Source organism: Acinetobacter sp. KS-LM10 (assembly GCF_036896575.1).
In the GTDB taxonomy this organism is placed as follows: Bacteria; Pseudomonadota; Gammaproteobacteria; order Pseudomonadales; family Moraxellaceae; genus Acinetobacter; species Acinetobacter avistercoris.
Window position 1 is genome coordinate 1,222,317 of the sequence record NZ_CP145906.1, and the last position, 26,593, is coordinate 1,248,909.

General features: G+C 39.2%; 25 protein-coding genes. 19 read left to right on the forward strand and 6 right to left on the reverse strand.

Annotated elements, in window-relative coordinates; genetic code table 11:
• Positions 1-2: 2 nt before the first annotated feature.
• From V5M36_RS05580 to madM, 7 genes are read left to right on the forward strand one after another with little or no spacing between them, the layout of a single operon-like run.
• Positions 3-302 (forward strand): malonate decarboxylase subunit delta, encoded by a 300-nt coding sequence (locus V5M36_RS05580; RefSeq protein WP_086190151.1) that lies wholly within the window; start codon positions 3-5, stop codon positions 300-302.
• Positions 295-1,146: a biotin-independent malonate decarboxylase subunit beta gene (locus tag V5M36_RS05585; RefSeq protein WP_338562879.1), complete on the forward strand. Its 852-nt coding sequence runs from the start codon at positions 295-297 to the stop codon at positions 1,144-1,146. Before V5M36_RS05580 ends, V5M36_RS05585 begins: the two co-directional genes overlap by 8 nt.
• Positions 1,143-1,970 carry a biotin-independent malonate decarboxylase subunit gamma gene (mdcE, locus tag V5M36_RS05590; protein ID WP_445206308.1) on the forward strand — a complete coding sequence of 276 codons (828 nt, stop codon included), beginning with the start codon at positions 1,143-1,145 and terminating at the stop codon, positions 1,968-1,970. The genes V5M36_RS05585 and mdcE overlap by 4 nt, the downstream gene beginning before the upstream one ends.
• Complete coding sequence (locus V5M36_RS05595) at positions 1,970-2,572, forward strand: malonate decarboxylase holo-ACP synthase (RefSeq protein WP_338562881.1); 603 nt, start codon at positions 1,970-1,972, stop codon at positions 2,570-2,572. The genes mdcE and V5M36_RS05595 overlap by 1 nt, the downstream gene beginning before the upstream one ends.
• Before the next feature lie 12 nt (positions 2,573-2,584).
• Positions 2,585-3,523: a malonate decarboxylase subunit epsilon gene (gene mdcH, locus V5M36_RS05600; protein WP_338562882.1), complete on the forward strand. Its 939-nt coding sequence runs from the start codon at positions 2,585-2,587 to the stop codon at positions 3,521-3,523.
• A gap of 45 nt (positions 3,524-3,568) precedes the next feature.
• Complete coding sequence (gene madL, locus V5M36_RS05605) at positions 3,569-3,985, forward strand: malonate transporter subunit MadL (RefSeq protein WP_338562883.1); 417 nt, start codon at positions 3,569-3,571, stop codon at positions 3,983-3,985.
• Positions 3,986-4,028: 43 nt separating this feature from the next.
• Positions 4,029-4,790 (forward strand): malonate transporter subunit MadM, encoded by a 762-nt coding sequence (gene madM, locus V5M36_RS05610; protein ID WP_338562885.1) that lies wholly within the window; start codon positions 4,029-4,031, stop codon positions 4,788-4,790.
• 60 nt (positions 4,791-4,850) lie between these two features.
• Here madM and V5M36_RS05615 read toward each other — a convergent pair whose 3' ends face one another.
• Complete coding sequence (locus tag V5M36_RS05615) at positions 4,851-5,765, reverse strand: LysR family transcriptional regulator (RefSeq protein WP_338562887.1); 915 nt, start codon at positions 5,763-5,765, stop codon at positions 4,851-4,853.
• Positions 5,766-6,311: 546 nt separating this feature from the next.
• Positions 6,312-7,544 carry an MFS transporter gene (locus V5M36_RS05620; protein ID WP_338562889.1) on the reverse strand — a complete coding sequence of 411 codons (1,233 nt, stop codon included), beginning with the start codon at positions 7,542-7,544 and terminating at the stop codon, positions 6,312-6,314.
• 877 nt (positions 7,545-8,421) lie between these two features.
• Here V5M36_RS05620 and V5M36_RS05625 point away from each other — a divergent pair.
• From V5M36_RS05625 to V5M36_RS05665, 9 genes are all read left to right on the forward strand, one after another.
• Positions 8,422-8,625, forward strand: a complete 204-nt coding sequence (locus V5M36_RS05625; protein ID WP_338564059.1) for a TIGR03643 family protein — start codon at positions 8,422-8,424, stop codon at positions 8,623-8,625.
• A 184-nt stretch (positions 8,626-8,809) separates the two neighbouring features.
• Positions 8,810-9,391: a lipocalin family protein gene (locus V5M36_RS05630; protein ID WP_338562891.1), complete on the forward strand. Its 582-nt coding sequence runs from the start codon at positions 8,810-8,812 to the stop codon at positions 9,389-9,391.
• A gap of 136 nt (positions 9,392-9,527) precedes the next feature.
• Positions 9,528-10,517, forward strand: a complete 990-nt coding sequence (locus V5M36_RS05635; RefSeq protein WP_338562893.1) for an acyl-CoA desaturase — start codon at positions 9,528-9,530, stop codon at positions 10,515-10,517.
• Complete coding sequence (locus tag V5M36_RS05640; RefSeq protein WP_338562895.1) at positions 10,517-11,803, forward strand: NAD(P)/FAD-dependent oxidoreductase; 1,287 nt, start codon at positions 10,517-10,519, stop codon at positions 11,801-11,803. Before V5M36_RS05635 ends, V5M36_RS05640 begins: the two co-directional genes overlap by 1 nt.
• 9 nt (positions 11,804-11,812) lie before the next feature.
• Entirely contained in the window at positions 11,813-12,607 is a 795-nt protein-coding gene (locus V5M36_RS05645) for a DUF1365 domain-containing protein (protein ID WP_338564062.1), read from the forward strand.
• Positions 12,604-13,800 carry a class I SAM-dependent methyltransferase gene (locus tag V5M36_RS05650; protein WP_445206309.1) on the forward strand — a complete coding sequence of 399 codons (1,197 nt, stop codon included), beginning with the start codon at positions 12,604-12,606 and terminating at the stop codon, positions 13,798-13,800. Before V5M36_RS05645 ends, V5M36_RS05650 begins: the two co-directional genes overlap by 4 nt.
• Before the next feature lie 70 nt (positions 13,801-13,870).
• On the forward strand, positions 13,871-14,659 hold the full coding sequence (locus V5M36_RS05655) for a DUF1295 domain-containing protein (RefSeq protein ID WP_338562898.1): 789 nt from the start codon (positions 13,871-13,873) through the stop codon (positions 14,657-14,659).
• Positions 14,660-14,667: 8 nt separating this feature from the next.
• Positions 14,668-15,717: an SAM-dependent methyltransferase gene (locus V5M36_RS05660; RefSeq protein ID WP_338562900.1), complete on the forward strand. Its 1,050-nt coding sequence runs from the start codon at positions 14,668-14,670 to the stop codon at positions 15,715-15,717.
• A 45-nt stretch (positions 15,718-15,762) separates the two neighbouring features.
• Positions 15,763-17,085: a sensor histidine kinase gene (locus V5M36_RS05665; RefSeq protein WP_338562902.1), complete on the forward strand. Its 1,323-nt coding sequence runs from the start codon at positions 15,763-15,765 to the stop codon at positions 17,083-17,085.
• A 270-nt stretch (positions 17,086-17,355) separates the two neighbouring features.
• Here V5M36_RS05665 and V5M36_RS05670 read toward each other — a convergent pair whose 3' ends face one another.
• Genes V5M36_RS05670 through V5M36_RS05680 form a run of 3 tightly spaced genes read right to left on the reverse strand, consistent with a single transcriptional unit; the run spans position 17,356 to position 19,108 of the window.
• Positions 17,356-18,042, reverse strand: a complete 687-nt coding sequence (locus V5M36_RS05670) for a response regulator transcription factor (RefSeq protein ID WP_338562904.1) — start codon at positions 18,040-18,042, stop codon at positions 17,356-17,358.
• A gap of 17 nt (positions 18,043-18,059) precedes the next feature.
• On the reverse strand, positions 18,060-18,560 hold the full coding sequence (locus V5M36_RS05675; RefSeq protein ID WP_338562906.1) for a chalcone isomerase family protein: 501 nt from the start codon (positions 18,558-18,560) through the stop codon (positions 18,060-18,062).
• Positions 18,530-19,108 carry a DUF2358 domain-containing protein gene (locus tag V5M36_RS05680; protein ID WP_338562908.1) on the reverse strand — a complete coding sequence of 193 codons (579 nt, stop codon included), beginning with the start codon at positions 19,106-19,108 and terminating at the stop codon, positions 18,530-18,532. The genes V5M36_RS05675 and V5M36_RS05680 overlap by 31 nt, the downstream gene beginning before the upstream one ends.
• A 576-nt stretch (positions 19,109-19,684) precedes the next feature.
• On the opposite strand from V5M36_RS05680, the gene V5M36_RS05685 reads away from it, so the two are divergent.
• On the forward strand, positions 19,685-21,916 hold the full coding sequence (locus tag V5M36_RS05685; RefSeq protein ID WP_338562910.1) for an NADP-dependent isocitrate dehydrogenase: 2,232 nt from the start codon (positions 19,685-19,687) through the stop codon (positions 21,914-21,916).
• A gap of 268 nt (positions 21,917-22,184) precedes the next feature.
• Here the strand turns inward: V5M36_RS05685 and V5M36_RS05690 are convergent, their stop codons facing one another.
• The gene (locus V5M36_RS05690; RefSeq protein WP_338562912.1) at positions 22,185-22,979 is read right to left on the reverse strand and encodes an SDR family NAD(P)-dependent oxidoreductase; all 795 of its coding nucleotides are present in this window, start codon (positions 22,977-22,979) and stop codon (positions 22,185-22,187) included.
• A 108-nt stretch (positions 22,980-23,087) separates the two neighbouring features.
• On the opposite strand from V5M36_RS05690, the gene V5M36_RS05695 reads away from it, so the two are divergent.
• Positions 23,088-23,975 carry a LysR family transcriptional regulator gene (locus tag V5M36_RS05695; protein WP_338562914.1) on the forward strand — a complete coding sequence of 296 codons (888 nt, stop codon included), beginning with the start codon at positions 23,088-23,090 and terminating at the stop codon, positions 23,973-23,975.
• Between the two features lie 347 nt (positions 23,976-24,322).
• Complete coding sequence (locus V5M36_RS05700; RefSeq protein WP_338562916.1) at positions 24,323-26,527, forward strand: OsmC domain/YcaO domain-containing protein; 2,205 nt, start codon at positions 24,323-24,325, stop codon at positions 26,525-26,527.
• The last annotated feature ends 66 nt before the right edge of the window (positions 26,528-26,593 follow it).

Below are 26,593 nucleotides of genomic sequence, written 5' to 3' on the forward strand. Positions count from 1 at the left end.
TAATGGAAATACTGAATTTTGAATTTTCGGCTGGAAGCAGCCCCACAAAAAATGCGTTGGTTGGTTGTGTTGGTTCTGGCGATTTAGAAATTTTGATGCAGCCGAGTCAGACAGGGAAAATGTCGATTCAAGTGGTGACTTCTGTAAATGGTAGCTCACAACGCTGGGAAAAATTATTTGAGCGTATGTTTGCAGAACAAACACCGCCTGCGGTTCATATTGATATACATGACTTTGGTGCAACGCCGGGCGTCGTTCGCCTACGTCTAGAGCAAGCATTTGAGGAGGTGAACTGTGGCTAATATCCAAGCATTACTTAAGAAACAAAGTTTTATTGAGCTAAGTGCCAGAGATCGTGTCAAAGCATTATTAGATGACACCAGCTTTCGTGAGCTTTTAGATCCATTTGCTCGGATCATGTCACCTTGGTTGCCGAAGCAAAATATTGTGCCTCAAGCAGATGATGGTGTGGTGATTGCCAAAGGAACAATTCAGCAAAAACCAGTGGTTATTATATCAATTGAAGGTCTTTTCCAGGGGGGAAGTCTCGGTGAAGTGGGTGGTGCAAAAATAGCAGGCGCTTTAGAATTGGCCGCTGAAGACAACCGTCAGGGAATTCCAACAGCAGCAATTTTACTGCTTGAAACAGGTGGTGTCCGTTTACAAGAAGCAAATTTAGGATTGGCAGCTATTGCAGAAATACAATCAGCGATTGTTGATTTGAGACAATATCAGCCAGTGGTTGCTGTGATTGCTGGCAGTGTCGGATGTTTTGGTGGCATGTCGATTGCCGCAGCTTTATGCAGTTATTTAATCATGACCCAAGAAGGCCGTTTAGGTCTTAATGGTCCGCAAGTGATTGAACAAGAAGCTGGTGTTCAAGAATATGACTCGAAGGATCGCCCGTTTATTTGGAGTGTAACCGGAGGGCAACAGCGTGCTGCAAGCGGCTTGGTCGATGCCTATGTTGAAGATGATCGTCAGCACATTAAACAGCAAGTTTTGCAATTTTTAAACCAAGGTGTGCCAACTTTGCATCGCAGTTCAAATTATGATTTTTACTTGAATCATTTAAAAGCGGTGAACACTACAGAACAAGCAACGCCGCTACAAGTGAGCGCTTTATATCAAGGAGAACAAGCATGAATATGGATATACCAGCAGAGAATGAAATTTCAATGCGCGGTCAACATTGGTTTAAAGCACTCACGACTGATTTTAACCAAATAGGCGAATATACGGAATCCGTTTGGGTTGCGGATGGTCAGATATCACAACAATCTGTGCGTATTATTGCTGTTGTTCCGCATCCACATAATCTTTATCCACGTGCTCAAAATGGCGAAGTAGGCTTGTTAGAAGGTTGGGCACTGGCCAAAGCTGTAGATGTTGTGATTCAAGCAGATCAGGACAGTGATCAAAAACGCGCAATTTTATGCATTGTTGATGTACCCAGTCAGGCTTATGGTCGTCGTGAAGAATTGTTTGGTATTCATCAAGCACTTGCAGGTGCAGTCGATAGTTATGCTCGAGCACGTTTAGCGGGTCATCCTATTATCAGTTTATTGGTGGGTAAGTCGATGTCAGGCGCATTCTTGGCTCATGGCTATCAGGCAAATCGAATTTTTGCGTTGAACGATGATGGCGTTATGGTGCATGCGATGGGTAAAGAGTCCGCAGCTCGTGTGACATTACGGACGGTAGATGAGTTAGAAAAACTGGCGGCAAGTATTCCCCCAATGGCCTACGACATAGAAAGCTATGCGACATTAGGTTTGTTGTCTGGAATTTTAGAGGTCAGTAATCCCGAACAGCCGACTGCCGAAGATATCACTGTGATTCAGGACGTATTTTTAAATGCAGTGAAAGATATTCAAAACCTAGGATCAACAGGACTTGAACATCGCTTAAATGGTGAAAACCGAAAAGCATCAAAGCGTGTACGTGAACTATTGCGTGAGCAATGGTAATGCACATGCATCTTCAAGCACATGATTTGTTATGGGGCATGACGCTTGATTTTTTAACCAAAGATGCACCTGACTGGGTTAAGAATACGGTGAGACAAGGACATCCTGTCGTTGTACGACGGGCATTAACAAACGCAACCGAGGTTGCCGTCGGCATACGAGGTGGAGCAAGAAATGAACGTTATGCGGCGCTCATGCCTATCGCAGCGATTACCAAACAGTTAAAACCAGAGGCATTAACTGCTGTGAATCTACAAGATTTTCCTCATTTGATGACGCAACTACAGGAGATTCAAAAGATTTTAAATCAGGGAAATTGGATCTGGGGTTATACAGGCAGTGTTGGATTTGAGTTGGCTACACATCTTAAAACGGTAACTCAAAACAGTGATATTGATCTTTTAATTCGAACAGATGAATTTTTGCTGAAGGATAAGGCTCAACTACTTATACAGCAGCTTAAACAAACGCAATTAAAACTGGATGTGCAACTGCAAACACCTAATGGTGGAGTTGCACTGAAAGAATGGGCAAGGACGACAGGCAAGGTTTTACTAAAACGAAATGATGGTGCCGTTTTAGTGAATGATCCTTGGAAGTAAAGGATTGACAGTATGAGTTCAATTTGGGTTTATCCAGGACAAGGCGCGCAAAAGGTCAATATGCTGCATGACTTACCGCAAACGGTATTGGTGCGGCAATATCTTGAACAGGCAGCAGATATCCTTAAGCAAGATGTAGGGTTGCTGGATCAACCCGAAGCGCTGAAATCGACCTATGCAGTACAACTGTGTTTGTTTATTTCAGGTGTGGTGAGCTCTTCGTTAATGTCTGAACAAGGCGTTCAACCCGATTACGTGGCTGGATTATCAATTGGGGCTTGGGCTGCGGCGACCGTAGCAGGAGTATTGAGTTTTGAAGATGGACTCAAACTTGTGGCGATTCGCGGTCGTTTAATGCAAGAAGCCTATCCATCAAATTATGGAATGACGGCTTTAATCGGCACACATCAATCTGAGGTAGAAGCTTGGGTTGAGCCGATTTATCAGCAAAATCAAGATGTATTTATTGCCAATCTCAATTCGGCAAGTCAGATCGTCATCTCAGGATCAAATGATTCAATGAAACTTGTTGCTGAAAAAGCGCAAGCGAATGGTGTTATGGCCAAGCGTCTAGAGGTGAGTGTGCCATCACATTGTGCATTACTTGATGTTCAAGCACGACAATTGGCTGAACACATAAAAGGAGTCAAGCAACATCAACCGAAACTACGTTATTTAAGTGGGACAACCGCTCGTTTACTCATGAAGAAAGAGCAAATTATTGAAGACATCAGTTTCAATATGTGCCGCATGATTGATTGGGAAAGTACGATTCAATCCGCTTGGGAGCGAGGTGTGCGGTTACAGATTGAGCATTTACCAGGGACAGTGCTAACAGGCTTAGCACGTCAGACATTTAAAGAAGGAACGGTGCTGTCTTTTCAAGGAACACGTTTGGACAGTCTAATTGGGGCTATGCATAAAGAAAGTACCAGATCACAAAATGCATAAATAAATTTAAAGACAATCATTATCCAAGGATATGAGGAATTAACAATGATTATATATGGAACAGCACTCTTAGCGATTTGCCATTTATTGGGAGATTATTTCGGTAATAGCCTCGGCATGATACTCGGTGTCAAAGCCAACGTCGGTGGCGTAGCCATCTCAATGATTTTACTTATTTTGTCAAAAGAGATTTTGGCTAAAAAAGGATATTTACCAAAAAGCACTCAATTTGGTGTGTTGTATTGGTCAGGAATGTACATCCCCATCGTTGTCGCTATGTCAGCTGGACAGAATGTCGTGGCAGCATTATCTGGTGGAATGTTAGGACTGATTGTTTCTATTACTTCATTAGTCGGTACGGTACTCGTGATTCGCTATTTAAATAAAAAGAATGGTGATTATGACGTTTATGAGTGGCCAACTGAACCAGATCAGAAAGTTGATCAAGTCGAAAAAGTCTAATTGAAATTAAAAAAATAATTTAAGGATTAAAAGGAATTAAGTAATGGAAGCTTTAATTGTAGTACTCACTAAAAATGCACTGGTCACAGCACTCGCAGTGACAGGTCTGATGATGTTTGTTTCTCACTTACTGTCTAAGTACTTGACGAAAGGTAAGCTGCAAAGCTCAGCAATTGCAATTACCTTGGGTCTAGTGGTGGCTTATTTTGCAGGGGTATATACCGAAGGAACCAAAGGCATTTCAGACATTGCTATTTTTTCAGGATTTGCATTGCTTGGCGGTGCCATGATTCGCGATTTAGCCATTGCATCTACAGCATTTGAAGTGGATGTCAAAGAGGTTAAGAAAGCTGGGAAAGTGGGTTTGATTGCTTTAACACTCGGTTGTATTGTGCCTTTTGTGATAGGTGCAATGACTGCATGGTTCATGGGTTATAAAGATCCAGTCTCTATGACCACGATTGGTGCTGGAGCAATGACCTATATTGTGGGTCCAATTACAGGGACTGCGATTGGTGCTTCTTCTGATGTCATTGCACTTTCAATTGCGATTGGATTGATTAAGTCAGTATTCTTTATGGTTGGAACGCCGTTACTGGCGAAGTTTATGTATTTGAAAAGCCCACAATCCGCGATGGTATTTGGTGGTTTGGCGGGAACAACGAGTGGAACTGCTGCGGGCCTAGCAGGAACAGATGTGCGTTTAGTACCTTATGGAGCATTGGTTGCAACGTTCTATACAGGACTCGGATGTTTATTAGGACCTTCAGTATTCTTTTTGACTGTAAATGCTATTTTTGGTTAAGCATATATAGGCTAAAACGTGTATGGACAATTTATGAAACTCAAGTAAATTGTCCAAATTTTATTTTATATTTCTTGAAAACATACGACATTCGGCAATAAACGCCAGCAAATTTGGATCACGTTCCTTACGCTTTAAGAACACTAAACCAATTTCCTGTTTAATTTGATATTGAGGTTCAAGTCGAATCAGCTTTACAGAACTTTCATAAATTGTGGAAATTCGACCAGGCAGTAAAGCAAATCCAACACCCGAACTCACCATACTAATTAAGGTAAAAATATCCGTCACTTCTAAAAAAACTTTTGGATTAACGCCTGCTTTTTCAAAAACATAATCACTATCATTGCGAGTAGCAAATCCTTTTGCGAGTGTTAAAAAAGTTTCATTTTTAAGCTGACTTAAATTAATTTCGTCACATTCGGCATATTTTGAATCTTTATGCACTGCCAGATAAATGTCATCCTCAAACATGGATAGACTTTCAAACTCTTGATCGCGTGTTGTTTCATTCAGTGCAACAATAATGGCATCTAATTCGGTTGCTTTAAGCTTTTTGATCAAATCAATATTTGAACTTAAAGACAGCTGTATATCCAAATCACCTCGTCGCAGTTTTAAACCACTAATGACACTGGGAATGGTACTTACCGTTAAGGAATATAAAGAGCCTAAATGAAATATTTTTGATGCAAAACCAGCGGCTTCACGTGTTTTATTGACCGTTGTTATGATGTCTTGAATAATCTTTTTAGAATGCTCTTCAAGCACATAGGCACTTTTTAGAGGGATTAAACTGCGACCTTCATTTTTAAATAAAGGGCAGCGCAAAGAATTTTCAAGAGAATGTAAAGCCTTGTGCACACTAACATTACTGATTTGCATTTCATCAGCTGTTTTTGTCAAATTGCCACAACGCATAAAAGCTAAAAAAATTTGAATTTTTTTAAGGGTCAGTTCTTCATCTATTTGCAATGAGGTTATCCATAACATCAAATTAATAATGATGAATATAACATGCTAATTTTAAAATATTTGAGAGAATTCAATGTGGTTTAAGTATTTAAAAATTGAGAAGAAAAAATATTCTGATTGAAGAAATAGAATGAAGAATTGATATACTTTATTTAAACAAGATGATCTTTGAGGGTATATAGGAATTTGCTTGAATATAGGATAAAGATCGTGAAATTAAGCCTTATTCAATTTCTAGACATGTGGTTTAGCATTTAAATTCCAAAATTTAAACAATCGAGTTATAGGTTATAGACTTCTTTTAAAAGTCATTATTCACACAACACACAACACACAACACACAACACACAACACACAACACACAACACACAACACACTGATCATGAGAATTATCTCAACCTAGATCTTCTAGCATAGAAAGAAGTCATTTCTACAGATCCATTTTTGCCATTCAAATGATCTTTTTTTATTTATGAAAGAGGTCAATTAAACTAAAGAAGACGAAAATAGGATCGTTTTCGTCTTCTTGATTAAAATAATGGATGTTTAGAACTGATGACTCTCTTGTCGAGCTTGCATCACTTTTTTCAGCATCAATCGTGGAAGCGTAAACCACAACAGCACCAACACTAAACAACAGATGCTAAAAGCAATGAGCGCATAAGATTCAAATAATATTCGTGAGAGTTCAAGCACGATGAAGTTAGTAAACATCATAATCATAGACATTGCAGAGGCTACAGTGCCTTTAGACACATCTGAAGACATCATGGCTAAACGATATAAAACCGAAAAACATAATCCTTCTCCAAAGCTCATGATGGTCATACCAATAATCAATGTCCACACCAAATAATTCGGCATAAACAGACCAGAGAGAATGACGAGTGCTCCAACGAGCATCGTAGGTAATCCCCATAAAATGGTTTGTCCGAGAGGATATTTATCGACGATTTTAATCAGAATAACACTACCTAAAATTAAAGCACCTAAAACTGGAATTTGAGCAATACCGTATTCAAAAGCACTAAAACCAAGGTTTTCAACCAGCATGATTGGAGATAATGCAATCCATAACATGATCGGTAAACAGGCCAGCGGAAGGGCAAGCGTCATGATCACAAATTGCTTATTTTTAAATACAATTTTGAAGTCAGCCCAAATATTTCCTATCGGTTTCTTAACCAATTTGGCGGGTTGATCTTCAGGCATGGCAATATTGAGACCCAGCCAACCGAGCAGTGCCAAAACAGCGATACCAATAAAACCCCAATGCCATGAAATATGATTAATCATAAACGAACCAATAAGCGGTCCAAGTAAAGGTGCAAATAAAGTCATATTACCCATAATCGCCATGACTTTAATGGCAGAGCGTTCTTCAAAGTTTTCTTGAATAGCTGCGTAGCCAACGGCACTGATTACCGTCAAACCCATGCCTTGTAAGAAACGAAGCCCTAAGAAACTTTGAATATTCTGAGTGAAAAGGATCAGCAAACAGGTAATAGCAAAAAACAAGGCACCCGATAATAAGACTTTTTTACGTCCAATTCGATCAGACAGTGGACCCATTAACCATGCAATACAACCGCCACCGAGTAAATAGAAAGACATCGATGAGGGTGCCCATGAACTACTGACGCCGAAATCACGGGTGACACCGAGCATGGCAGGTTGAATTAAATCATTACCTAAGTAGACAGCGAACTCAAATAAAACCAGCGCTAAAGGAAACAGTAATGTAGCAAAGGTGAGTTTGGAAATATGAGGGGAAGACATTATTTTCAACATAGTGATTAAAACCCACGTGCGCTAACCCACGTATTTTGAAAATGAGTGAGTACCGCTCTTGGTGGGCAAGAGATTAGAAATAACTTTGAGAACTAAAGAGTAAAAAACGCCGCAGCATAGATTGGGAGATTATGCTGAATACAAACCATTCAATTTCAAAAAAGGAGATTTAAAAAAATAAACCTACGAAAAACGTAGGTGAGAAAGTGTGTGAATATTAACACATATTTCAAACAAACGACATGCGGTGTTTTTATACCCATTTTCTAGTAATGCTGAAATACTCTTTCTAAAGGTGCAATAACAATCTCCAATAGTGGTCTTTTAAAATGACTTATAAAGAGTTGCAAGGACAGTACGGATTTTTATTTTAAAGCCATTAAGCTTATTTCAAAACTCATTATTCATCGAATGGATTCATCATGAGTATTCCCTCATCCTAAGCTTCCCCCAAAGGAAGAAGGGATTTTTACCTATCAATTTATTGCTAACTAATGATCATTTTTCGACTTATGAAAGAGATCTAATGACTCAACCTGAAGTGAACTTTAGAATGATAGGAATTGTGGAAATTGAATTAATGAGAGCAATAAAAGAAATCAACAGTCATTTAGTTGATCATCGTATCTAGAAATAGCGTTTGTATTTTTATAGTGCAATATTCACAATTAATTCATATCTCATCCTTTATTTTAGTCCAATCAATAGATCGAGCAATGGATCAAAGAAGAAAACTCTCAGTCGGTTACGATTTTGATTTTTCCGATTTTAAATACCGTTTGGTTATACGTATGTTTTTATAGAGGTTGGACAAGTGACGAATTTAACATCCTTTAATGCGGGTGATTTATCACGAATAATTGAAATGGCTTGGGAGGACGAGGTTCCTTTTGAGGCTATTCAGCGTGAATATGGGGTAAATGAAAGGGAGGTCATTGTTCTCATGCGGGCTCATCTGAAGCGTAGTAGCTTTCAGTTATGGCGAAAAAGAGTGGCAGGTCGTAAGACAAAACATTCAATATTAAAGACTTCAAATTTTAGTTCAAGAACGGTGCTAGAGAATGATTGATGACCAGATTTAATGGTTTTTAATTATTTAGAATGCTTTTTTGAAGTTATTTTTCATTCTTTGTATTGATGTATAAATATTTGAGGACGAATTAAAAAATCGAGGCTTCACGCTTTATTCACAGTCAAAAAAGTATATTAGTAACAGATTTAATATTAGATCAACCATATTGGATATAAAAAATATGAATACAGCATTGAAATCAATATTTGCGGGTACTGCACTGGTATTCAGTAGTTTAACACTATCTATGACGACACAAGCTGAATTGATGCCAACTCAAGCTGGGACAGTTGCTCCGCAAGCAGTTGATAAAATTGATATTCAGCAGTATGTGGGTAAGTGGTATGAAATTGCACATTTGCCGATGTATTTTCAACGTAAATGTGTTGCAAATACAACAGCTCAATATGGTTTGAATCCTGATAAAACGATTTCTGTTCTGAATAGTTGTAGCACTGCAGATGGTGGCAAGATCAGTTCTGAAGGTGTGGCATATTCTCAAAATGAGGGTAATAGCAAACTTAAAGTAAGTTTCTTACCTAAAGGCCTTAGATGGTTGCCATTTACCAAGGGTGATTACTGGGTTCTACGTATAGATCCAGATTACAAAGTTGTACTTGTCGGTGGACCAAGTGATAAATATCTATGGATCTTGTCACGCGAAGCTCAAATTGACGATGCAATCTACCAGTCTTATTTAGACACTGCTAAAAAATATGGTTACGATGTTGAAAAGTTGATTAAAACGCCTCAACAACGTTAATTTCTAAGAATTTTTGTTTTTAAGCCGAGCTGAGAGTATTTCAGTTCGGCTTTTTTATGTTGCTTCACATAAAATTCATCTTTTCAGCGCTAAACTAATTTAAATGAATATAACAATTTGAGATTAGGAATTATCCATGTTGAATAGTCTGATGCGATGGGTAGATAGCTGGTCAATACCTGCATCGGTAGAGGCTACCTCAGTTGAAAATGCAAAAATCCAATGGCTGAGGATTGTTCCATTTATTTTATTGCATTTGGCATGTTTGGCTGTGTTTTGGGTGGGGATATCTTGGTTTGCGATTGGTTTTATGATCGCATTTTATCTCATTCGCATGTTTTCAATTACTGCATTTTTTCATCGTTATTTATCTCATAAAAGCTTTCAAACTTCTCGCTTTGTCCAATTTTTCTTTGTCTTGATCGGAACCATGAGCGCACAACGTGGGCCTTTATGGTGGGCGGCACATCATCGTTATCATCATCGTTTTACCGACACCGAGCAAGATCCGCATTCATCTACACATGGGTTTTGGTACAGCCATATTGGCTGGTTTTTAAATGACTATAACTTTGCCACGCGTAAAGAAGTGATTAAGGATTGGCTGAAATATCCAGAACTGATTTGGTTAGACCGCTTTAGTATGCTGGTGGTACTCCTGACTGCGGGCGCAATATATTTATGCGGAGAGTGGTTAGCGGTTGCTTATCCTCAACTGGGCACATCGGGTTTGCAACTTTTAGTTTGGGGTTTTGTGGTATCCACAGTGCTGCTTATTCATGCAACCTTATGCATTAATTCATTGGCACATCTTTATGGTCAGCGTGACTTTGATACAAAAGATCAGAGTCGAAATAATTTATTCTTGTCGATTATTACTTTAGGTGAAGGTTGGCATAATAATCATCATTATTATGCAGGCAGTACACGTCAAGGTTTTTATTGGTGGCAAATCGATATGACCTATTACATATTGAAAATGATGTCATGGATTGGTCTTGTTTGGGGCATGAAACCCATACCCGCACGGGCTTATGAAGACAGCAAAATTTCTGTCGCTAAAAAGCTCAAAAAAACGATGAAGAGCAATACAGCAGCTAAAAATAATCAATCTGGGGAAGTATGATGAAAATTGCCATTATCGGTTCTGGTATTTCTGGACTGTATGCGGCTTGGAAATTGAGTCAAATACATGAAGTCACTGTATTTGAAAAAAATCATTATTTTGGTGGTCATACGGATACACATGAGCTCAATATTGAAGGTGATAATGTTTCTGTAGACAGCGGCTTTATTGTTTTTAATGACCATAATTATCCTTTGTTTAGCCAAATGATTACTGAACTTGGCGTCGAAGTACAAAGCAGTGATATGGGCTTTTCAGTTAATAATCAAGTTTCAGGCTTACAATACAATCCCTCTAAAAAGTTTTCACTGTTATGTCGACCGCAAAATTTTTTTAAAGCCGACTTTCGAGTGATGTTGTCGGATTTATTTAAATTTTATGCAGCCAATAAAGATCTAGATGTGAGTCATTTTAATGCTGATTTAAGCATTGAAGAGTATCTGGATGACAATGGATATAGTGAAGCCTTTCGTCAAGAACATTTGTACCCGATGTGTGGTGCACTCTGGTCCTGCCCAATAGAACAAGCGGGTAAAATTCCCTATAAATTTGTGGTGAGTTTTTTTCAACATCATCGAATGTTACAACTCAAAGATCGTCCGTTATGGCAAACCGTCAAAGGGGGATCTTCAACCTATGTTCGAGCGATTCAAGCGCAAGCAAAAAATATTCACTTTAAGCAAATAGGCGTCACAGCAGTTACACGCTCAAAACAAGATGTGTTAATTGAGACTGAGCAGGGTACAGAACGATTCGATTGGGTGGTTTTTGCCAGTCATGCTGATGATACGCTTGAATTAATTCAAGATCCTACAGCACTTGAACAGGATATTTTGGGTCATTTTAGCTACCAGAACAATCGTATGGTGGTCCATCATGATCAGCAAATTATGCCTAAATCGAAACGGCAGTGGGCAAGTTGGCATGTTCATGTCACGCAGAGTCATTCACCTTATGTCACACCATTTCAAACCTCGCGAATTCACTATGGCTTTACTTACTGGATGAATAAGCTGCAAAACTTGAAATGTAATACGCAAATTTTTTCAACCTTGAATCCTAATTTTCATATTGATCCAGCGTGTGTCTTAGTCGAAAGGCACTATCGTCATCCTGTATTTGATGCCAAAGCGATTGACGCTCAATCTCGCTGGCACGAAATCAATGGGCAAAATCGTAGCTCATATTGTGGTGCTTATTGGGGTTGGGGTTTTCATGAGGATGGTGCACGTAGCGCTTCGTGGGTGGTCGATGACATACTCAGAGTTTCGCAAGCTGTGGCATAGGAGAAAATGATGCATAGGTATGGACTCGCTATTGCTCAGAGCAGTATTCGGCATCGCCGTTATTTGCCGAAGTCTCATGAGTTTTCGGCGCAGCTCAACTATCTATGTTTTGATCCTGATCAAATCGATGCACTGAGTCAAAAATCGTGGTTGTGGTCCACCCAGCGTTGGAATGTGTTATCGATTCATGCAGATGATTTCTTAACGATGGCATCAGGCAGTATTCGAGAAAAAATTCAAAGTATCTTGCTTGAGAAAATGGATTTTACGCTTGTTGAAGACTTTCAAATCAGAGTGATTGCTTTGCCCCGTACGTTGGGTTTTCGGTTTAATTCAGTAGTTTTTTATATTGTTTTTGATCACGATCAGCAACCACGCTTTGTGTTAAGTGAAATCACCAACACGCCTTGGAATGAACGCACGGTTTATGTACATGACTGTCTGAATAATGCAGTACTGAATGAGCCTTATCAAATGCATCAATTCGATTTTAAAAAACAGTTTCATGTTTCTCCATTCATGCCTATGGATATGGATTATCGATGGCGATTTAGCTTTTCAGAACAGCAAAATGTCATCCATATGCAATTGTTTCAAGCGGAAATTTTACAGTTTGATGCAACCATGCGATTTTCATTACAGCCAATCACACTTCCTTCACAACTCAGTCATTATGCTATTTCAAATGTACTGGAACCATTCAAAATGGTGACAGGGATTTATTTAAATGCCTTTCGTTTATGGAAGAAGAAAATTCCTTTTTATAGGCACCCTAAAAAAGAGAATGGAAAGACAAAATTATGAAGACACTTGTAATGAGTGAATCAGATTCACTTCCCTTAGTATTACGTCATTTATTGAAATTACGTCATGGCCAAATCATTTTTAAAGGTGTTTGGAGCGGTAATGTTGGGGACAATACGGATTTAAAAGCGGTCATTCACGTTCACGATAAAAAGCTGATTGAATTATTATTCCGTAATGGTGTTTTGGGTGCTGCAGAGGGTTTTATACGGGGTTATTGGACCAGTGAAAATTTGGTCGAAGTGGTTCAGATATTAGCACGCAATCGTGATGTGCTCGATCGTATGAATCAAAACGTATTTTCTAAAACCAGTCAATTGTTTTTAAAAGCGTGGTATAGCAGTCGTAAGAACTCCATAGAGGGAAGTCGTAAAAATATTGCAGAACACTATGACTTGAGCAATGATTTTTTTAAATTATTTCTAGATCCAAGCATGATGTATTCGAGTGCAGTATTTAAAGATCCTGAGATGACTTTAGAGCAGGCGTCGGATTATAAAAAAGAATTAATTTGTCAAAAACTCCAGCTACAACCGATGGATCATTTGGTTGAAATTGGCAGTGGTTGGGGTGGGTTTGCGATTTATGCTGCACAACATTATGGCTGTAAAGTCACGACCATTACCATTTCCCAAGCTCAATATGACGAAGCAATAAAAAGAGTTGAAGCAGCTGGACTTGCTCACCGTGTTGAAATCCAATTGAAAGACTATCGTTTACTTGAAGGTAAATACGATAAATTGGTTTCAATCGAGATGATTGAAGCAGTGGGTGAGCAATATTTATCAACCTATTTCAAACAATGCCGCCAACTTCTAAAACCAAATGGTCTTGCACTTATTCAAGCGATTACCATTGAAGATGCTCGCTATGAAAAAGCGCTAAAAACAATTGATTATATTAAGCGCTATATTTTCCCAGGCAGCTTTATCCCATGTATTAGCGTCATGACTCAAGCAGCTTCAGAACAACAATTACGCCTGAAACACCTTGAGGATATTGGGCAAAGCTATGCACAAACCTTGCATTGCTGGCGTCAACTTTTCCTTGAACAGCGTGACCGTGTACTCGAGCTTGGATTCGATGAAGATTTTATTCGAATGTGGGATTTCTATTTATGTTATTGCGAAGGTGGTTTTAAAGAAGGTGTGATTAGTGATGTCCATCTTTTATTTGAGGCAAGTTCGTATTAAGGCTCAGTTGTGAGTGCTGAATAAAGCATGCTGAACTAAGAATGCGACGAAAAGGGAGTATCGAACGCTCATGAATTTGCAATTGCTAGATTTAATTTGGCTCGATGTTTTGATCATGCTGTGTGGTTGGCTCTGGGTGAGTTTTAACAAACGAGCAGGTTTGGTCGATGTTATTTGGGCTTTTGGAATAGCGCTCAATGTGATTTTAGCATCGGTCTTGTTGGATACTGCGCCACTCTTGGTTCGCGTGTTCATCGGACTCGCAAGTGGTATTTGGTTTCTACGATTATCTTGGCACTTACTACGTCGTTATTACCATGAAAGTGAAGAAGATACGCGTTATGCCAATATGCGTCGCGCAATGGGTAAATTTCAACATTTGGGTTTCTTGGCGTTCTTTTTATTCCAAGCAGGGTTAATTGTTCTGTTCTCTTATCCGATGTTGTTATTGCTAAGTGTGCCTGTAGAGCAATGGAATGATTGGACAGTTTATAGCCTTGTTTTAGCAGCAATCATTATGCTGCTGGCATTTATAGGTGAAAGTTTAGCAGATCATCAATTGTATCGTTTTAAACAAGATCCAAACAATCAAGGCAAAACCATGGATCAGGGTTTATGGCGATATTCACGTCATCCCAATTATTTTTTTGAATGGTTGCACTGGTTTGCTTATCCAATTATTGGCTTAGCGGCGGGTGTATATGGCCTTTGGTTCTATCCGATTTTGATGTGGTTATTTTTATATTACGTTACGGGTATTCCTTTTAGTGAACAACAAGCCTTGGCGCACCGTGGCGACAATTATAAAGATTATCAACGACGAACATCAATGTTTATTCCGTGGCAACCCAAAGAGTAGGTAAACACATGGATTTTATGATTCAACAGACTTTAAAATTTGTCGAAAGTGGCAAAGTACCCGATCAAGCGATACGTGCTGCAATTCGAGGCTTAAGCAAAAAGCGTCTTACTCAAGAAGGCCGCTTCGAACCTGAACTCGCTGCAAAACGTTATATGGACGTTTTGCAGATGCTTAAAAGCAGTGAAATTGCGATCGAAACAGACAAAGCCAATGAGCAACATTACGAACTGCCCACTGAGTTTTTTCAGGCAGTATTGGGTAAGCGATTAAAATATAGTGCCAGTTTATTTAATACTGATGCGACAACACTGGACCAAGCTGAAGAGTTTGCCTTAGCCACTTATTGTGAACGAGCACAATTAAAAGATGGTCAGGATATTCTGGAAATAGGTTGTGGGTGGGGTTCACTGAGTCTATGGATGGCAGAGCACTATCCAAAAGCGAACATTACCGTGGTATCAAACTCGGCTACACAACGAGCGCATATTCAAGAACAAGCGAAGTTGCGTGATTTTAAGAATTTGAAGGTTATTACCTGTGACGTCAATGTGTTGGAACTGGAAGCAGCGTCTTTTGATCGTGTAGTTTCCGTCGAAATGTTTGAGCATGTGCGCAATTATCAAAAGTTGTTCGAAAAAATCAGCACCTGGCTTAAACCTGAAGGGCTACTGTGGTGTCATATTTTTTGTCATCGATTCCTACATTATCCATTTGAAATTAAAAATGAATATGATTGGATGTCGAAGTATTTCTTTAGTGGCGGTTTAATGCCCGCAGCATCGACATTTTTACATTTTCAAGATCATTTAAAACTAGAGCAACATTGGCAGTGGTCAGGCCAAGCGTATGAACGTACTGCAAATGCATGGTTAGTCAAGATGGATCAGCAGGCTAAAACGCTTAAACCGCTGTTTGAAAAAACCTATGGCAAAGATGCAGCAGCTTGGTGGCAGCGCTGGCGTATTTTCTTTATGGCTTGTGCTGAGTTATTTGGTCTTGATCAGGGGCGTGAATGGGTTATTGGTCATTTTTTATTTAAAAATAACGCCGTATAAGCTTATTATCGCATTAACTTTAAAGTTCACCAAAGAGATGGGTCTATGTTCAAGCTGTTTCGCGAAAAACGCGCTCATCCCTTAGGTGAGGTCTTTAATCGATATTATTGGCTACAAATTGGATTAATTGCATTATCAATTGTTATCGGTATTACCTGTAGTGCATGGGTCATCAAAGGGACTTTGCTCAAAACAGCACTGGAACAGGAAATGGCGCACTATTGGGAACGTATTGAGCGCAATCCTAATGCTGATTTGCCTGACACCAAAAATTTATATGGCTATCGATGGGACAAAGAAGCACCCGCGCAATTACAAAATATGCATTTGAATGAGGGGGTCAGTCGCCATTTTGTGGATGGCAAAGACCGAATGACTGTGTATGGAGAGCGTAATGGCCAACATGTGTTTTTGGTGTTTGGTGAGAGTAATGTCAATAAATTAGTTTGGTTGTTTGGCCTTGCACCACTCATGGTGAGTCTATTTGTACTGTATAGCCTTTTGTGGTGGTGGAACCGCAGAGCACGACGATTTTTCTCTCCCATTACTCGTTTAGCCAATGCATTGGATAATATTGATTGGGAACATCAAAATAAAGAAGCTTCTCCTTTTCAAGGCATCAGTACTGATTCCAATATGGAAGCTGAATATTTAAAACAAGCCTTGGAAAAATATCATCAGGTTTTGAGTGGTTTTATTAATCGGGAACGTGAGTTTACAGGGGATGTGAGTCATGAGCTCAGAACCCCATTAACGATTTTAAAAGGTAACGTACAACTGTGTCAGGCACGTTATGGCGAGACCAAATCTTTTACGCGGTTGCATAATACCATTGAGGATATGCAACTTTTAGTAGATACATTATTGGCGATCGCACGTAATACCACCAATACATTGATGGCTGAAGAAGCCGTACTCTCTAAGTTTCTAGATAATTTGGTGCAAGATTTGAATAGCTCCAGTGAGCTCAAAGGAATTCAAATTGCTTTAAAAGCTGACCCTGATGAGCAAAGACGTAAAATTTATCCCTCAATGACAAAAATGGTGTTCGGTAATATTTTACGGAATGCATTAAATTATTCGCAGGGATCTAAAATTGACGTTATTTTGCAAAAAAATAAGGTGCTCATTGCAGACAATGGGGTGGGAATGCCATTACCGAATGATGTAAAAGTACAGGAGCTATCCGAGCGTCAATTGCCAGTGGATGTCAAAGGGCATGGTATCGGCTTACAGCTGGTTCAAAAACTCTGTAAGCAATTGGGTTGGCGTGTTGAATTGTTTGATCGCCAATATTATTTACATACACATAATGATGTAAATTTAGCTTACACCACCGGCTTAATCGTGGTGGTCTATCTAAATTAAAATCTCGTTAAGTTCTCATTAAGATCTATAGATGTTTTAACTATGAATAGTCGACTTCTTTCATAAGTCATTACTCAAACAAAAAACCATCATGAAAGCTCCCTTATCCTCACATTTTCCCAAAGGAAGAAGGAATTTTTAAGTCTTCGTTATGTCCCAGAGTGAAAGGCGTTTTTGCAAATTAAATGATTGCTGCTCAATGAGCTTTTTTGATTGAAGTTTGATTGAAGAAAGAAGTCTAGTCATGATTTTAATACAGGAAAGATTCATTTAACTTTCTAGAGCAATTTTTAATCCCACGCCTGAAACCGTTTGAATGAGCTTCTGATCAAAAGGTTTATCCACGATTTTACGTAAATTATAAATATGACTTCTTAGAGCATCACTTTCAGGTTCTTCATCGCCCCAAAGTTCCATCATGATTTCTTGTTTAGTCAGAACCTTGGGAGTATTACGCATGAGTAGTTTAAGTAATTTAAACTGGATTGGCGGTAATTCAATACTTTGACCTGCTCGACTCACATATTGAAGCGCAGGATCCAACACCAAGTCAGCAATTTTCAATTGACGGTTTGAAACCTCACCCATAGAACGTTTAATCAATGCTTTGATACGCATGACTAATTCATTGAAGTCAAAAGGTTTAACCAAGTAATCATCTGTACCAGACTTAAAGCCTTTCAGTTTGTCATCTAAAGTGTCACGTGCAGTCAGCATCAATACAGGAATATCCATACTTTCCTGTTGACGTAGCCATTCACACAGGTCATAACCTGAGCCGTCTGGCAGATTGATATCCAACAGCAATACATGATAGGGGCGTTGTTTGAGTAAATGACGAGCCGCCTCTAAGTTACGTGCATGATCGACTACGAAATCATGCTCCTCTAGAAATTCGCATACCGTAGAGGCAAGTTCGTAGTGATCTTCGACCATGAGGATAAAATGCTTGGACATAACGATTGTTTCTGCACTTAATTTAATAATTGTTGTTTTAATTTAGCACTAAATGGGGAATCACCGAGCCAAATTGTAAAATATTGCTGGATTTGAGGATCTTGAACTTTCCCGAGCACACGATTGTTCAAAGATAATGTTAATGTCTGGCTCGAATGAACATAGGATAAACGATACACATCACCTTTTTTAACAGGTCGATAAAGCGCAGTGACTTGATTTAGAGCAGAATCATTTTTCAAGTTACTGACGTTCTTCTTTAAAAAATGCGTTGCTGCACGTTTAAATGCCCATTCAGGAATATTCTCTGTGTAGCTAAAATCCATTTGAATATTTTGGCCTTTCCAAGATTGATTGCAATTCTCAGCGGTGTAGGTCGCCGTTCCGACTGTTTTTTTACTCACCAATAATTCACCCGTGCCACACTGATTTTCAGTTTTAGCAAAGAGGGGCATACTGACAGCAGATGCCATCAATATGCTTAAACTTATGGTGATTTTTTGAAAGGCAGTACCCATGAGTAAGCACCTCCGACATAAGGTAATGCACGGAATAAACCATCAGCTGGATCCCAGAAATCTTGCTGGAAGATGATTTTATTATTTTCATTAATTTTCATTTCACTGATTCCATGTGAAGCCATGGTTCGAGTGGTGCCAAACATTTTAAAATCATAAGCCATGGACCAATGTACATAGGCAGAATCTTTATGATATGAAGTGTTCAATAACTTCACGGTGACATTACTCACACGCTTGTTCATCCCTTTGAAATGTTCGACTAAATTATCACGTGAAGAAAACTGAGAAAGCGTATCATTGATATAAAGCTGTTTTTCATAAAGTGTACTGGCTTTTTCTACAAATTCTGGCGTACCTAAAGTATCGAAGGTCGAGGTAAATCGCGTTCCAATATCGAGGGCGCTTGCATCATTGAGCATGACACCTTGAATCGTATTACGCGCTTGTTGATAATCTGAAGAGTAGCTCGGCACGGTTTTACAACCTGAAAGCCAAATTAACGGCAGTGTAAGGGCAGCCACTACAATTTTTTTTGTATGTTTCATATTCACTGTCCATTTGAAAACGATGAACTTACTCTAAACAGCGCAGTGTGAAAGTGATGTGAAGAGACTAAATGATGATCTAATAATTTCTCAATAAATTTGAATTTGATGTTTTAGATTTTGTGAATTCTCTAAAAAACGGTTATCTAATAATTTATTTACTTGATACCCAACATGTAATTAGGAATTGGCGCATCAATAGTGTGAATTCTATCGTCTAATCAATAAACAGTTTTAATTGAAATTTTTACACGTAAGATATTGAAATTATTAATATAATCATTATTTTTAAGTTGGTATTTTAATTTTTTTTTAGCTTGTGTCATTTCGGTGAAGATCCTCCGGAACATGTGAATCGATTCGAAAAAAGGCTAAATTTCACGTAGACTATAGAGGTTAGTGAAAAGACTAATGAAGATGAAGATTAATTTTCAGTTTTTTTGCAATAATTATTGATATTGCATGAACTGAGGTGCGATGCACCTAAACTCTCAAAGTTTAATTTAAGTAAATCGGTTCGTAGTGACCGAGTCAAAAACTCGGTCCTAAAACTCAATCTAAAGCAAGGGGCTATTTATGGCTGGTGGAAAGTCAAAAATCATTTACACACTGACTGATGAGGCGCCATTGTTAGCGACCTACTCGTTGCTACCGATCATTGAGACCTTTACTAAGCCGGCTGGCATTGAGATTGTTAAAAGTGACATCTCTGTAGCAGTACGTGTGCTTGCAGAATTCGCAGAATACTTAAGCGATGATCAGAAAGTTGAAGACACACTTGCAGAGCTTGGTCGTCTTACACAAGATCCAGATACGAATATCATTAAACTTCCAAATATCAGTGCTTCAGTAGGTCAGTTGACTGCTTGTATTAAAGAGCTTCAGTCTAAAGGCTATGCAATCCCTGATTATCCTGAAAATCCAGCAACGGAAGAAGAAAAAGCAATTAAAGTACGTTATAGCAAGTGCCTAGGCTCTGCTGTAAACCCAGTATTGCGTGAAGGTAACTCTGATCGTCGTGCACCTGCTGCAGTTAAAAACTATGTGAAAAAACACCCGCATTCAATGAGCGAGTGGAAGCAATGGTCACAAACTCACGTTTCTCATATGGATGAAGGCGACTTCTACCATGGCGAAAAATCGATGACGCTTGATCGTGCACGTGATGTCAAGATGGAACTCGTCACGAAATCGGGTGAAAGCATTGTTCTTAAGCCAAAAGTTGCGCTTCAAGACGGTGAAATCATCGACTCAATGTTCATGAGCAAGAAAGCACTTTGCGACTTCTATGAGAAAGAGCTAGAAGATTGCCGTGAAGCAGGCATTTTGTTCTCATTACACGTAAAAGCAACGATGATGAAAGTTTCACACCCGATCGTATTTGGTCACTGTGTGAAAATTTACTATAAAGATGCATTTGAAAAGCACGGTAAGTTGTTTGATGAACTTGGCGTGAACGTGAACAACGGTATGGCTGGTCTTTATGAAAAGATCGAAACTTTACCGACATCTGTACGTGAAGAAATCATCGCTGATTTACACGCTTGTCAAGAACACCGTCCAGCTTTAGCGATGGTTGATTCTGCAAAAGGCATCACCAACTTCCATTCACCAAACGACGTTATTGTAGATGCTTCAATGCCTGCAATGATCCGTGGTGGTGGTAAAATGTGGGGTGCTGACGGCAAACCTTATGACTGTAAAGCAGTTATGCCTGAGTCAACTTTCGCACGTATCTACCAAGAAATGATCAATTTTTGTAAGTGGAATGGTAACTTCGATCCAAAAACAATGGGTACTGTACCTAACGTTGGTTTGATGGCGCAAAAAGCTGAAGAATACGGTTCACACGACAAAACTTTTGAGATCACTGAAGCGGGTGTTGCAAACATCGTTGATCTTGAAACTGGCGAAGTGTTGATGTCACAAAACGTTGAAGAAGGCGATATCTGGCGTATGTGTCAGGTGAAAGATGCGCCGATTCGTGACTGGGTGAAACTTGCGGTAACACGCGCGCGTAACTCTGGCATGCCTGCTATCTTCTGGCTTGACCCGTACCGTCCACACGAAAATGAATTGATCAAAAAAGTTGAAACATACTTGAAAGATCATGACACTGACGGTTTAGATATTCAAATCATGTCTCAAGTACGTGCTATGCGCTTTACACTTGAACGTGTTGCGCGTGGTCTAGATACGATTTCTGTAACGGGTAATATTCTACGTGATTACCTAACAGACTTATTCCCAATTATGGAATTGGGTACTTCAGCTAAAATGTTGTCTATCGTTCCGCTTATGGCTGGCGGTGGTATGTACGAAACTGGTGCAGGCGGTTCAGCACCTAAACACGTACAACAATTGGTTGAAGAAAACCATTTACGTTGGGATTCACTCGGTGAGTTCATGGCATTGGCTGTTTCTTTAGAAGAAATGGGCATTAAAGAAAACAATGCTGAAGCGAAACTATTGGCGAAAACGCTTGATCAAGCGACTGGTCAATTGTTGGATAATGACAAGTCTCCATCACGCCGTACTGGTGAACTAGACAACCGTGGTAGCCATTTCTACTTGGCTAAGTTTTGGGCAGAAGCACTTGCAGCTCAAGACGAAAATGCTGAGCTTAAAGCGAAGTTTGCACCACTTGCTAAAACTTTAGCTGAAAACGAAGAAAAAATCGTTGCTGAGCTTGCTGCTGTTCAAGGCAAAGCTGCTGATATCGGTGGTTATTATGCCGTTGATCCAGCTAAAGTTGATGCTGTTATGCGTCCAAGTTCGACTTTGAATGCTGCGCTTGAAACAATCTAAACTTTTGTTTTAGTTTATTGTTGAAATGAAAAATCGGTGCATAAGCACCGATTTTTTTATGCCTGAATATTTTATATGGCTCTATCTATATCTGAATGCATAGATGAGTCTATGTTTGAACCAGTATATGAAGCTATGTCTAAATCCATATTTGAAAATATAGTCAGAATAGAAAAATAATTTGATTTCACCTAGGCCAAAAAAAGGCCAGCATTGTTTATGAACTGACCTTATTTGTTTTTAATTCAAACTTAATACAAACGAGGTATTAGTGAATACTGTCAATAATACCTCCTTCAACACGTAGCGCTGCACCTGTAGTCGCACTTGCTTGTTCTGAAGCAATATAAACCGCCATATTGGCAATTTCTCTAGGTTCAGTGAAACGTTGAATAATGCTTGAATTGCGATGGGTCTGTATAAAGTATTTCTCAGCGTCTGCCTCTGATAAACCTTGCTCCAAAGCAATATTCTTAATCATGGTGATCGCGCCTTCAGTTTTGGTCGGTCCAGGTAAAATAGTATTTACCGTCACATTGCTGTCAGCCAAAGCTTTGGCCAAACCACGCGAAACACCTTGCATTGCAGATTTGGTCATACCGTAATGAATCATATCGGCAGGAATATTAAAGGCAGATTCACTCGAAATGAACTGAATCCGGCCCCAGTTTTTCGCTTGCATACCTTTCATATAGTGACGGCTTAAACGGACACCGCTCATTATATTAGTTTCAAAAAACTCGAACCATTGTTCATCGCTAATCGCGCTAAATTCGCAAACGCCGTATATACCTAAATTATTAATCAGAATATCAACTTCAGGCACTGCTTGAATGATCTGTTGGCAACCTTCTTGTGTTGCAGCATTAAAAGCAAAACCACGGATTTTTGCGTTAGGTACATTGTTTTTAAGTTGAGCAATGGCATGTTCTATTTTTTGCTGATCGCGACCTGTGATGACGACCTCAGCACCTGCTTCTGCCAGTCCTTGTGCAATGGCAAAGCCGATTCCTAAGGTTGCTGAAGTGACTAAAGCGGTTTTACCTGTTAATGAAATATGCATTGCTGTGTTCCTTTTTAAGAATCTAAGTAATGTAAAAAGTATAGTCTTTTATAGTGAATGAATAATTACTATAATAATGTATAGATAATTTACTTATAGTGAATAATTGTGTTTGATAAACTCGCCAGTATGCAAATTTTTGTCAGTGTTGCTCATGCAGGAAGTTTTATTCGTGCGGCTGAAGAACATCAAATTTCAGCGGCCATGGCGACCAAGCATATCCAGCGCTTAGAACAACAGCTGCAATTAAAGTTGTTGCATCGCAGTACACGCCGATTAGAACTGACGCAAAGTGGGGTAGAGTATTTACATACCTGTGAAAAAATCTTACGTGAAATAAAAGATGCTGAAACTAATTTATTACGTGACCAGAATGAATTACAAGGCAAGATTCGCTTAGCTATGCCGAGTGTATTGGGCCAACATTATTTATTACCCAAATTAGGTGCTTTTCAACAGCGTTATCCGAATATTGAGTTGGAAGTTGAAGTCAATGATCAACGCTCAGATCTCGTTAAAGATAAACTCGATCTTTTGGTACGTTTTGGAATGAATATTGAGCCTTCTTTGATTGCACGACCTTTACTCAATCAGGTGCAGATGGTGGTGGCCGCGACTCCTGAGTATTGGCAAAAGTACGGAAAAGTTAAGCTGTTGGCGGATTTAAGTCAGCACAATTGCTTGGGTTGTACTGAGTCTGCAATTGCGGGAACTCAAGTTTGGTACTTTAGCCAACAACAAAACGTGGCTATTTCAGGCAATACCCAAAGCAATAATGGATTAATCTTAATTGATTTTGCCTTGGCACATTTAGGTGTGATTTATCAACCTTATGCTGCGATTGAAAAGTATTTATCCAATCAAACTTTAGTTGCCGCGGATTTGGATGTGGCGGGTTATCAAGAGCATCAGCTGAACTTGGTCTATGCGAAAAATGAATATATGCCGAAAAGAATTCGCTTGTTGATTGATTATTTAACTGGAAATGAAGTTTAAAAAATTATTCAGAAATTTGAGTTATTCTTTTCACTTGTAATTCTGAGTAAATAAGTCCTGAGCGAGTAAGCATATAGGATCTACAGACTAGGGCCATGCATTTAGGCATCGCATTTTTTGCTCAGTTTGAGCAATTAAATGTTAAAGATCGCGAAAAATCATCAATTCAACACAATAATTCTGTAAGATTACCGATCTGTTTAGCGCTGTCATTTTGGTCTAGTGATCCTATGAATGAGTCTAGTGATTCTATTAAATAGTCTAGAGACTCTATGCAGCGCGTAAACCACCCTTATTTAAAGTTAATGTCTGATCCGTAATACGGAAAAGACGGATTAGGTAGTAGCATGGAAATCAAGGTCAATTTTCTCGACAACCTTCGGCTTGAAGCCAAGTTTGACGACTTCACGGTAATCGCCGATCAGCCTATTCGTTATAAAGGCGATGGTTCAGCACCGGGACCCTTCGATTATTTTCTCGCATCATCTGCTTTGTGTGCAGCTTATTTTGTGAAGTTGTATTGTTCAACACGTAATATTTCCACAGATAATATTCGCCTTTCACAAAATAACATTGTGGATCCTGAAGATCGCTATAACCAAATTTTTAAAATTCAGGTTGAACTTCCTGCTGATATTTCTGATAAAGATCGTCAAGGCATTTTACGTTCGATTGAACGTTGTACAGTAAAAAAAGTCGTCCAAACGGGTCCTGAGTTTGTGATTGAACAGGTTGAAAGCATTGATGCTGATGCACAAGCTTTATTGATGCCAAGTCTGGCTTCAGACAACGTGACGCATATTTTAGGTAAAGACTTACCCCTCGAAGAAACGATTGCCAATATGTCTGCGATTTTGGCATCTTTGGGCATGAAGATAGAAATAGCATCATGGCGAAATATTGTACCGAACGTGTGGTCTTTGCATATTCGTGACGCACAAGCGCCAATGTGTTTTACCAATGGTAAAGGTTCAACCAAAGAAAGCGCCCTAGCTTCGGCCTTGGGTGAGTTCATTGAACGCCTAAACTGTAACTTCTTTTATAACGATCAGTTTTGGGGTCAAGACATTGCTCAGGCTGCATTTGTACATTATCCAGATGAAAAATGGTTTCAGCCAGGTCCGAAAGGTGCGTTGCCAGCAGAAATTCTCGATGAATACTGCTTAGAGATTTATAATCCAGATGCTGAGTTGCTGGGTACGCATTTATACGATACCAACTCGGGTAATACTGAGCGGGGTATTTGTTCACTGCCTTTTGTCCGTCAATCTGATGGTGAAGTGGTATATTTCCCATCGAACTTAATTGAAAACTTATATTTAAGTAATGGGATGAGTGCCGGTAATACCTTGGTTGAAGCGCAAGTACAGTGCTTGTCAGAGATTTTTGAGCGTGCTGTAAAACGTGAAATTTTGGAAGGTGAAATCACTTTACCAGATGTGCCACAAGCTGTTCTGGAAAAATATCCAAGCATTCTTGCAGGTATTCAAGGTCTTGAAGCGCAAGGTTTTCCTATCGTCGTTAAAGATGCGTCATTGGGTGGAAAGTTCCCTGTGATGTGTGTGACTTTAATGAATCCACGTACAGGCGGAGTATTTGCTTCATTCGGTGCGCATCCAAGTTTAGAAGTTGCATTGGAACGCAGTTTGACGGAGCTATTGCAAGGTCGTAGCTTTGAAGGACTGAATGATTTACCTAAGCCGACTTTTGAAAGTCATGCGGTGACTGAACCGAATAATTATGTCGAGCATTTTATTGATTCGAGTGGTGTCGTGTCATGGCGTTTCTTCAGTGCCAAATCTGACTATGATTTTGTGGAATGGGATTTTTCAGGGCAGGGTGAAAACTCGAATGCTGAAGAAGCCGCGACATTATTTGGTATTCTGAAAGACATGGATAAAGAAGTCTATATGGCGGTCTATGAGCATTTAGGTGCCACAGCTTGTCGTATTTTAGTGCCGGGTTATTCAGAAGTTTATTTGGTTGAAGACCTGATTTGGGACAATACCAATAGAGCCTTGTTGTTCCGTGAAGATATTTTAAATTTACATCGTTTAGATGATGAAAGTTTAGAAGCGTTGTTGGAACGTTTGGAAGATGTCGACGTCGATGTTTATACCGACATTACCACTTTGATTGGCATTGAGTTTGATGACAATACCGTGTGGGGGCAGTTGACCATTTTAGAATTAAAGCTCTTGATTCATCTAGCTTTAAATCAATTTGATGAAGCTAAAGAGTTAGTCGAAACCTACTTGCAATATAATACCAATACGGTTGAGCGAGGCCTATTTTACCAATGCTTAAATGTGGTACTTGAAGTGACTTTAGATGATGAGATGGAGCTTGAAGACTACAGCGCTAATTTCAGTCGTATGTTTGGTCACGAACGTATGGCAGCTGCGTTAGGTTCTGTAGAAGGCAGTATTCGTTTCTATGGGTTAACAGAAACCAGTATGCAACTTGAAGGTTTAGATCGTCATTTACGTCTGATCGATAGCTATAAAAAGCTACATGGCGCACGTGCTAAATTTGCAAACCTAACAGCTTAAGTTCACTTTTTTTACTCAGAGATTCCCTTTTTATCGATCTCCTTTTTATGAAGAGGGATTTCTGAG

What these genes read in the sequence shown, in the direction of transcription:
- madL (WP_338562883.1), top strand. Translation starts at nt 3,569, where the DNA reads ATGATTATATATGGAACAGCACTCTTAGCGATTTGCCATTTATTGGGA.
- V5M36_RS05680 (WP_338562908.1), bottom strand. Translation starts at nt 19,108, where the DNA reads ATGAAACATACAAAAAAAATTGTAGTGGCTGCCCTTACACTGCCGTTA.
- madM (WP_338562885.1), top strand. Translation starts at nt 4,029, where the DNA reads ATGGAAGCTTTAATTGTAGTACTCACTAAAAATGCACTGGTCACAGCA.
- V5M36_RS05655 (WP_338562898.1), top strand. Translation starts at nt 13,871, where the DNA reads ATGAATTTGCAATTGCTAGATTTAATTTGGCTCGATGTTTTGATCATG.
- V5M36_RS05630 (WP_338562891.1), top strand. Translation starts at nt 8,810, where the DNA reads ATGAATACAGCATTGAAATCAATATTTGCGGGTACTGCACTGGTATTC.
- V5M36_RS05675 (WP_338562906.1), bottom strand. Translation starts at nt 18,560, where the DNA reads ATGGGTACTGCCTTTCAAAAAATCACCATAAGTTTAAGCATATTGATG.
- V5M36_RS05690 (WP_338562912.1), bottom strand. Translation starts at nt 22,979, where the DNA reads ATGCATATTTCATTAACAGGTAAAACCGCTTTAGTCACTTCAGCAACC.
- V5M36_RS05620 (WP_338562889.1), bottom strand. Translation starts at nt 7,544, where the DNA reads ATGTCTTCCCCTCATATTTCCAAACTCACCTTTGCTACATTACTGTTT.
- V5M36_RS05665 (WP_338562902.1), top strand. Translation starts at nt 15,763, where the DNA reads ATGTTCAAGCTGTTTCGCGAAAAACGCGCTCATCCCTTAGGTGAGGTC.
- V5M36_RS05580 (WP_086190151.1), top strand. Translation starts at nt 3, where the DNA reads ATGGAAATACTGAATTTTGAATTTTCGGCTGGAAGCAGCCCCACAAAA.
- mdcE (WP_445206308.1), top strand. Translation starts at nt 1,143, where the DNA reads ATGAATATGGATATACCAGCAGAGAATGAAATTTCAATGCGCGGTCAA.
- V5M36_RS05635 (WP_338562893.1), top strand. Translation starts at nt 9,528, where the DNA reads ATGTTGAATAGTCTGATGCGATGGGTAGATAGCTGGTCAATACCTGCA.
- V5M36_RS05670 (WP_338562904.1), bottom strand. Translation starts at nt 18,042, where the DNA reads ATGTCCAAGCATTTTATCCTCATGGTCGAAGATCACTACGAACTTGCC.
- V5M36_RS05700 (WP_338562916.1), top strand. Translation starts at nt 24,323, where the DNA reads ATGGAAATCAAGGTCAATTTTCTCGACAACCTTCGGCTTGAAGCCAAG.
- V5M36_RS05650 (WP_445206309.1), top strand. Translation starts at nt 12,604, where the DNA reads ATGAAGACACTTGTAATGAGTGAATCAGATTCACTTCCCTTAGTATTA.
- mdcH (WP_338562882.1), top strand. Translation starts at nt 2,585, where the DNA reads ATGAGTTCAATTTGGGTTTATCCAGGACAAGGCGCGCAAAAGGTCAAT.
- V5M36_RS05660 (WP_338562900.1), top strand. Translation starts at nt 14,668, where the DNA reads ATGGATTTTATGATTCAACAGACTTTAAAATTTGTCGAAAGTGGCAAA.
- V5M36_RS05640 (WP_338562895.1), top strand. Translation starts at nt 10,517, where the DNA reads ATGAAAATTGCCATTATCGGTTCTGGTATTTCTGGACTGTATGCGGCT.
- V5M36_RS05685 (WP_338562910.1), top strand. Translation starts at nt 19,685, where the DNA reads ATGGCTGGTGGAAAGTCAAAAATCATTTACACACTGACTGATGAGGCG.
- V5M36_RS05645 (WP_338564062.1), top strand. Translation starts at nt 11,813, where the DNA reads ATGCATAGGTATGGACTCGCTATTGCTCAGAGCAGTATTCGGCATCGC.
- V5M36_RS05625 (WP_338564059.1), top strand. Translation starts at nt 8,422, where the DNA reads ATGGCTTGGGAGGACGAGGTTCCTTTTGAGGCTATTCAGCGTGAATAT.
- V5M36_RS05595 (WP_338562881.1), top strand. Translation starts at nt 1,970, where the DNA reads ATGCACATGCATCTTCAAGCACATGATTTGTTATGGGGCATGACGCTT.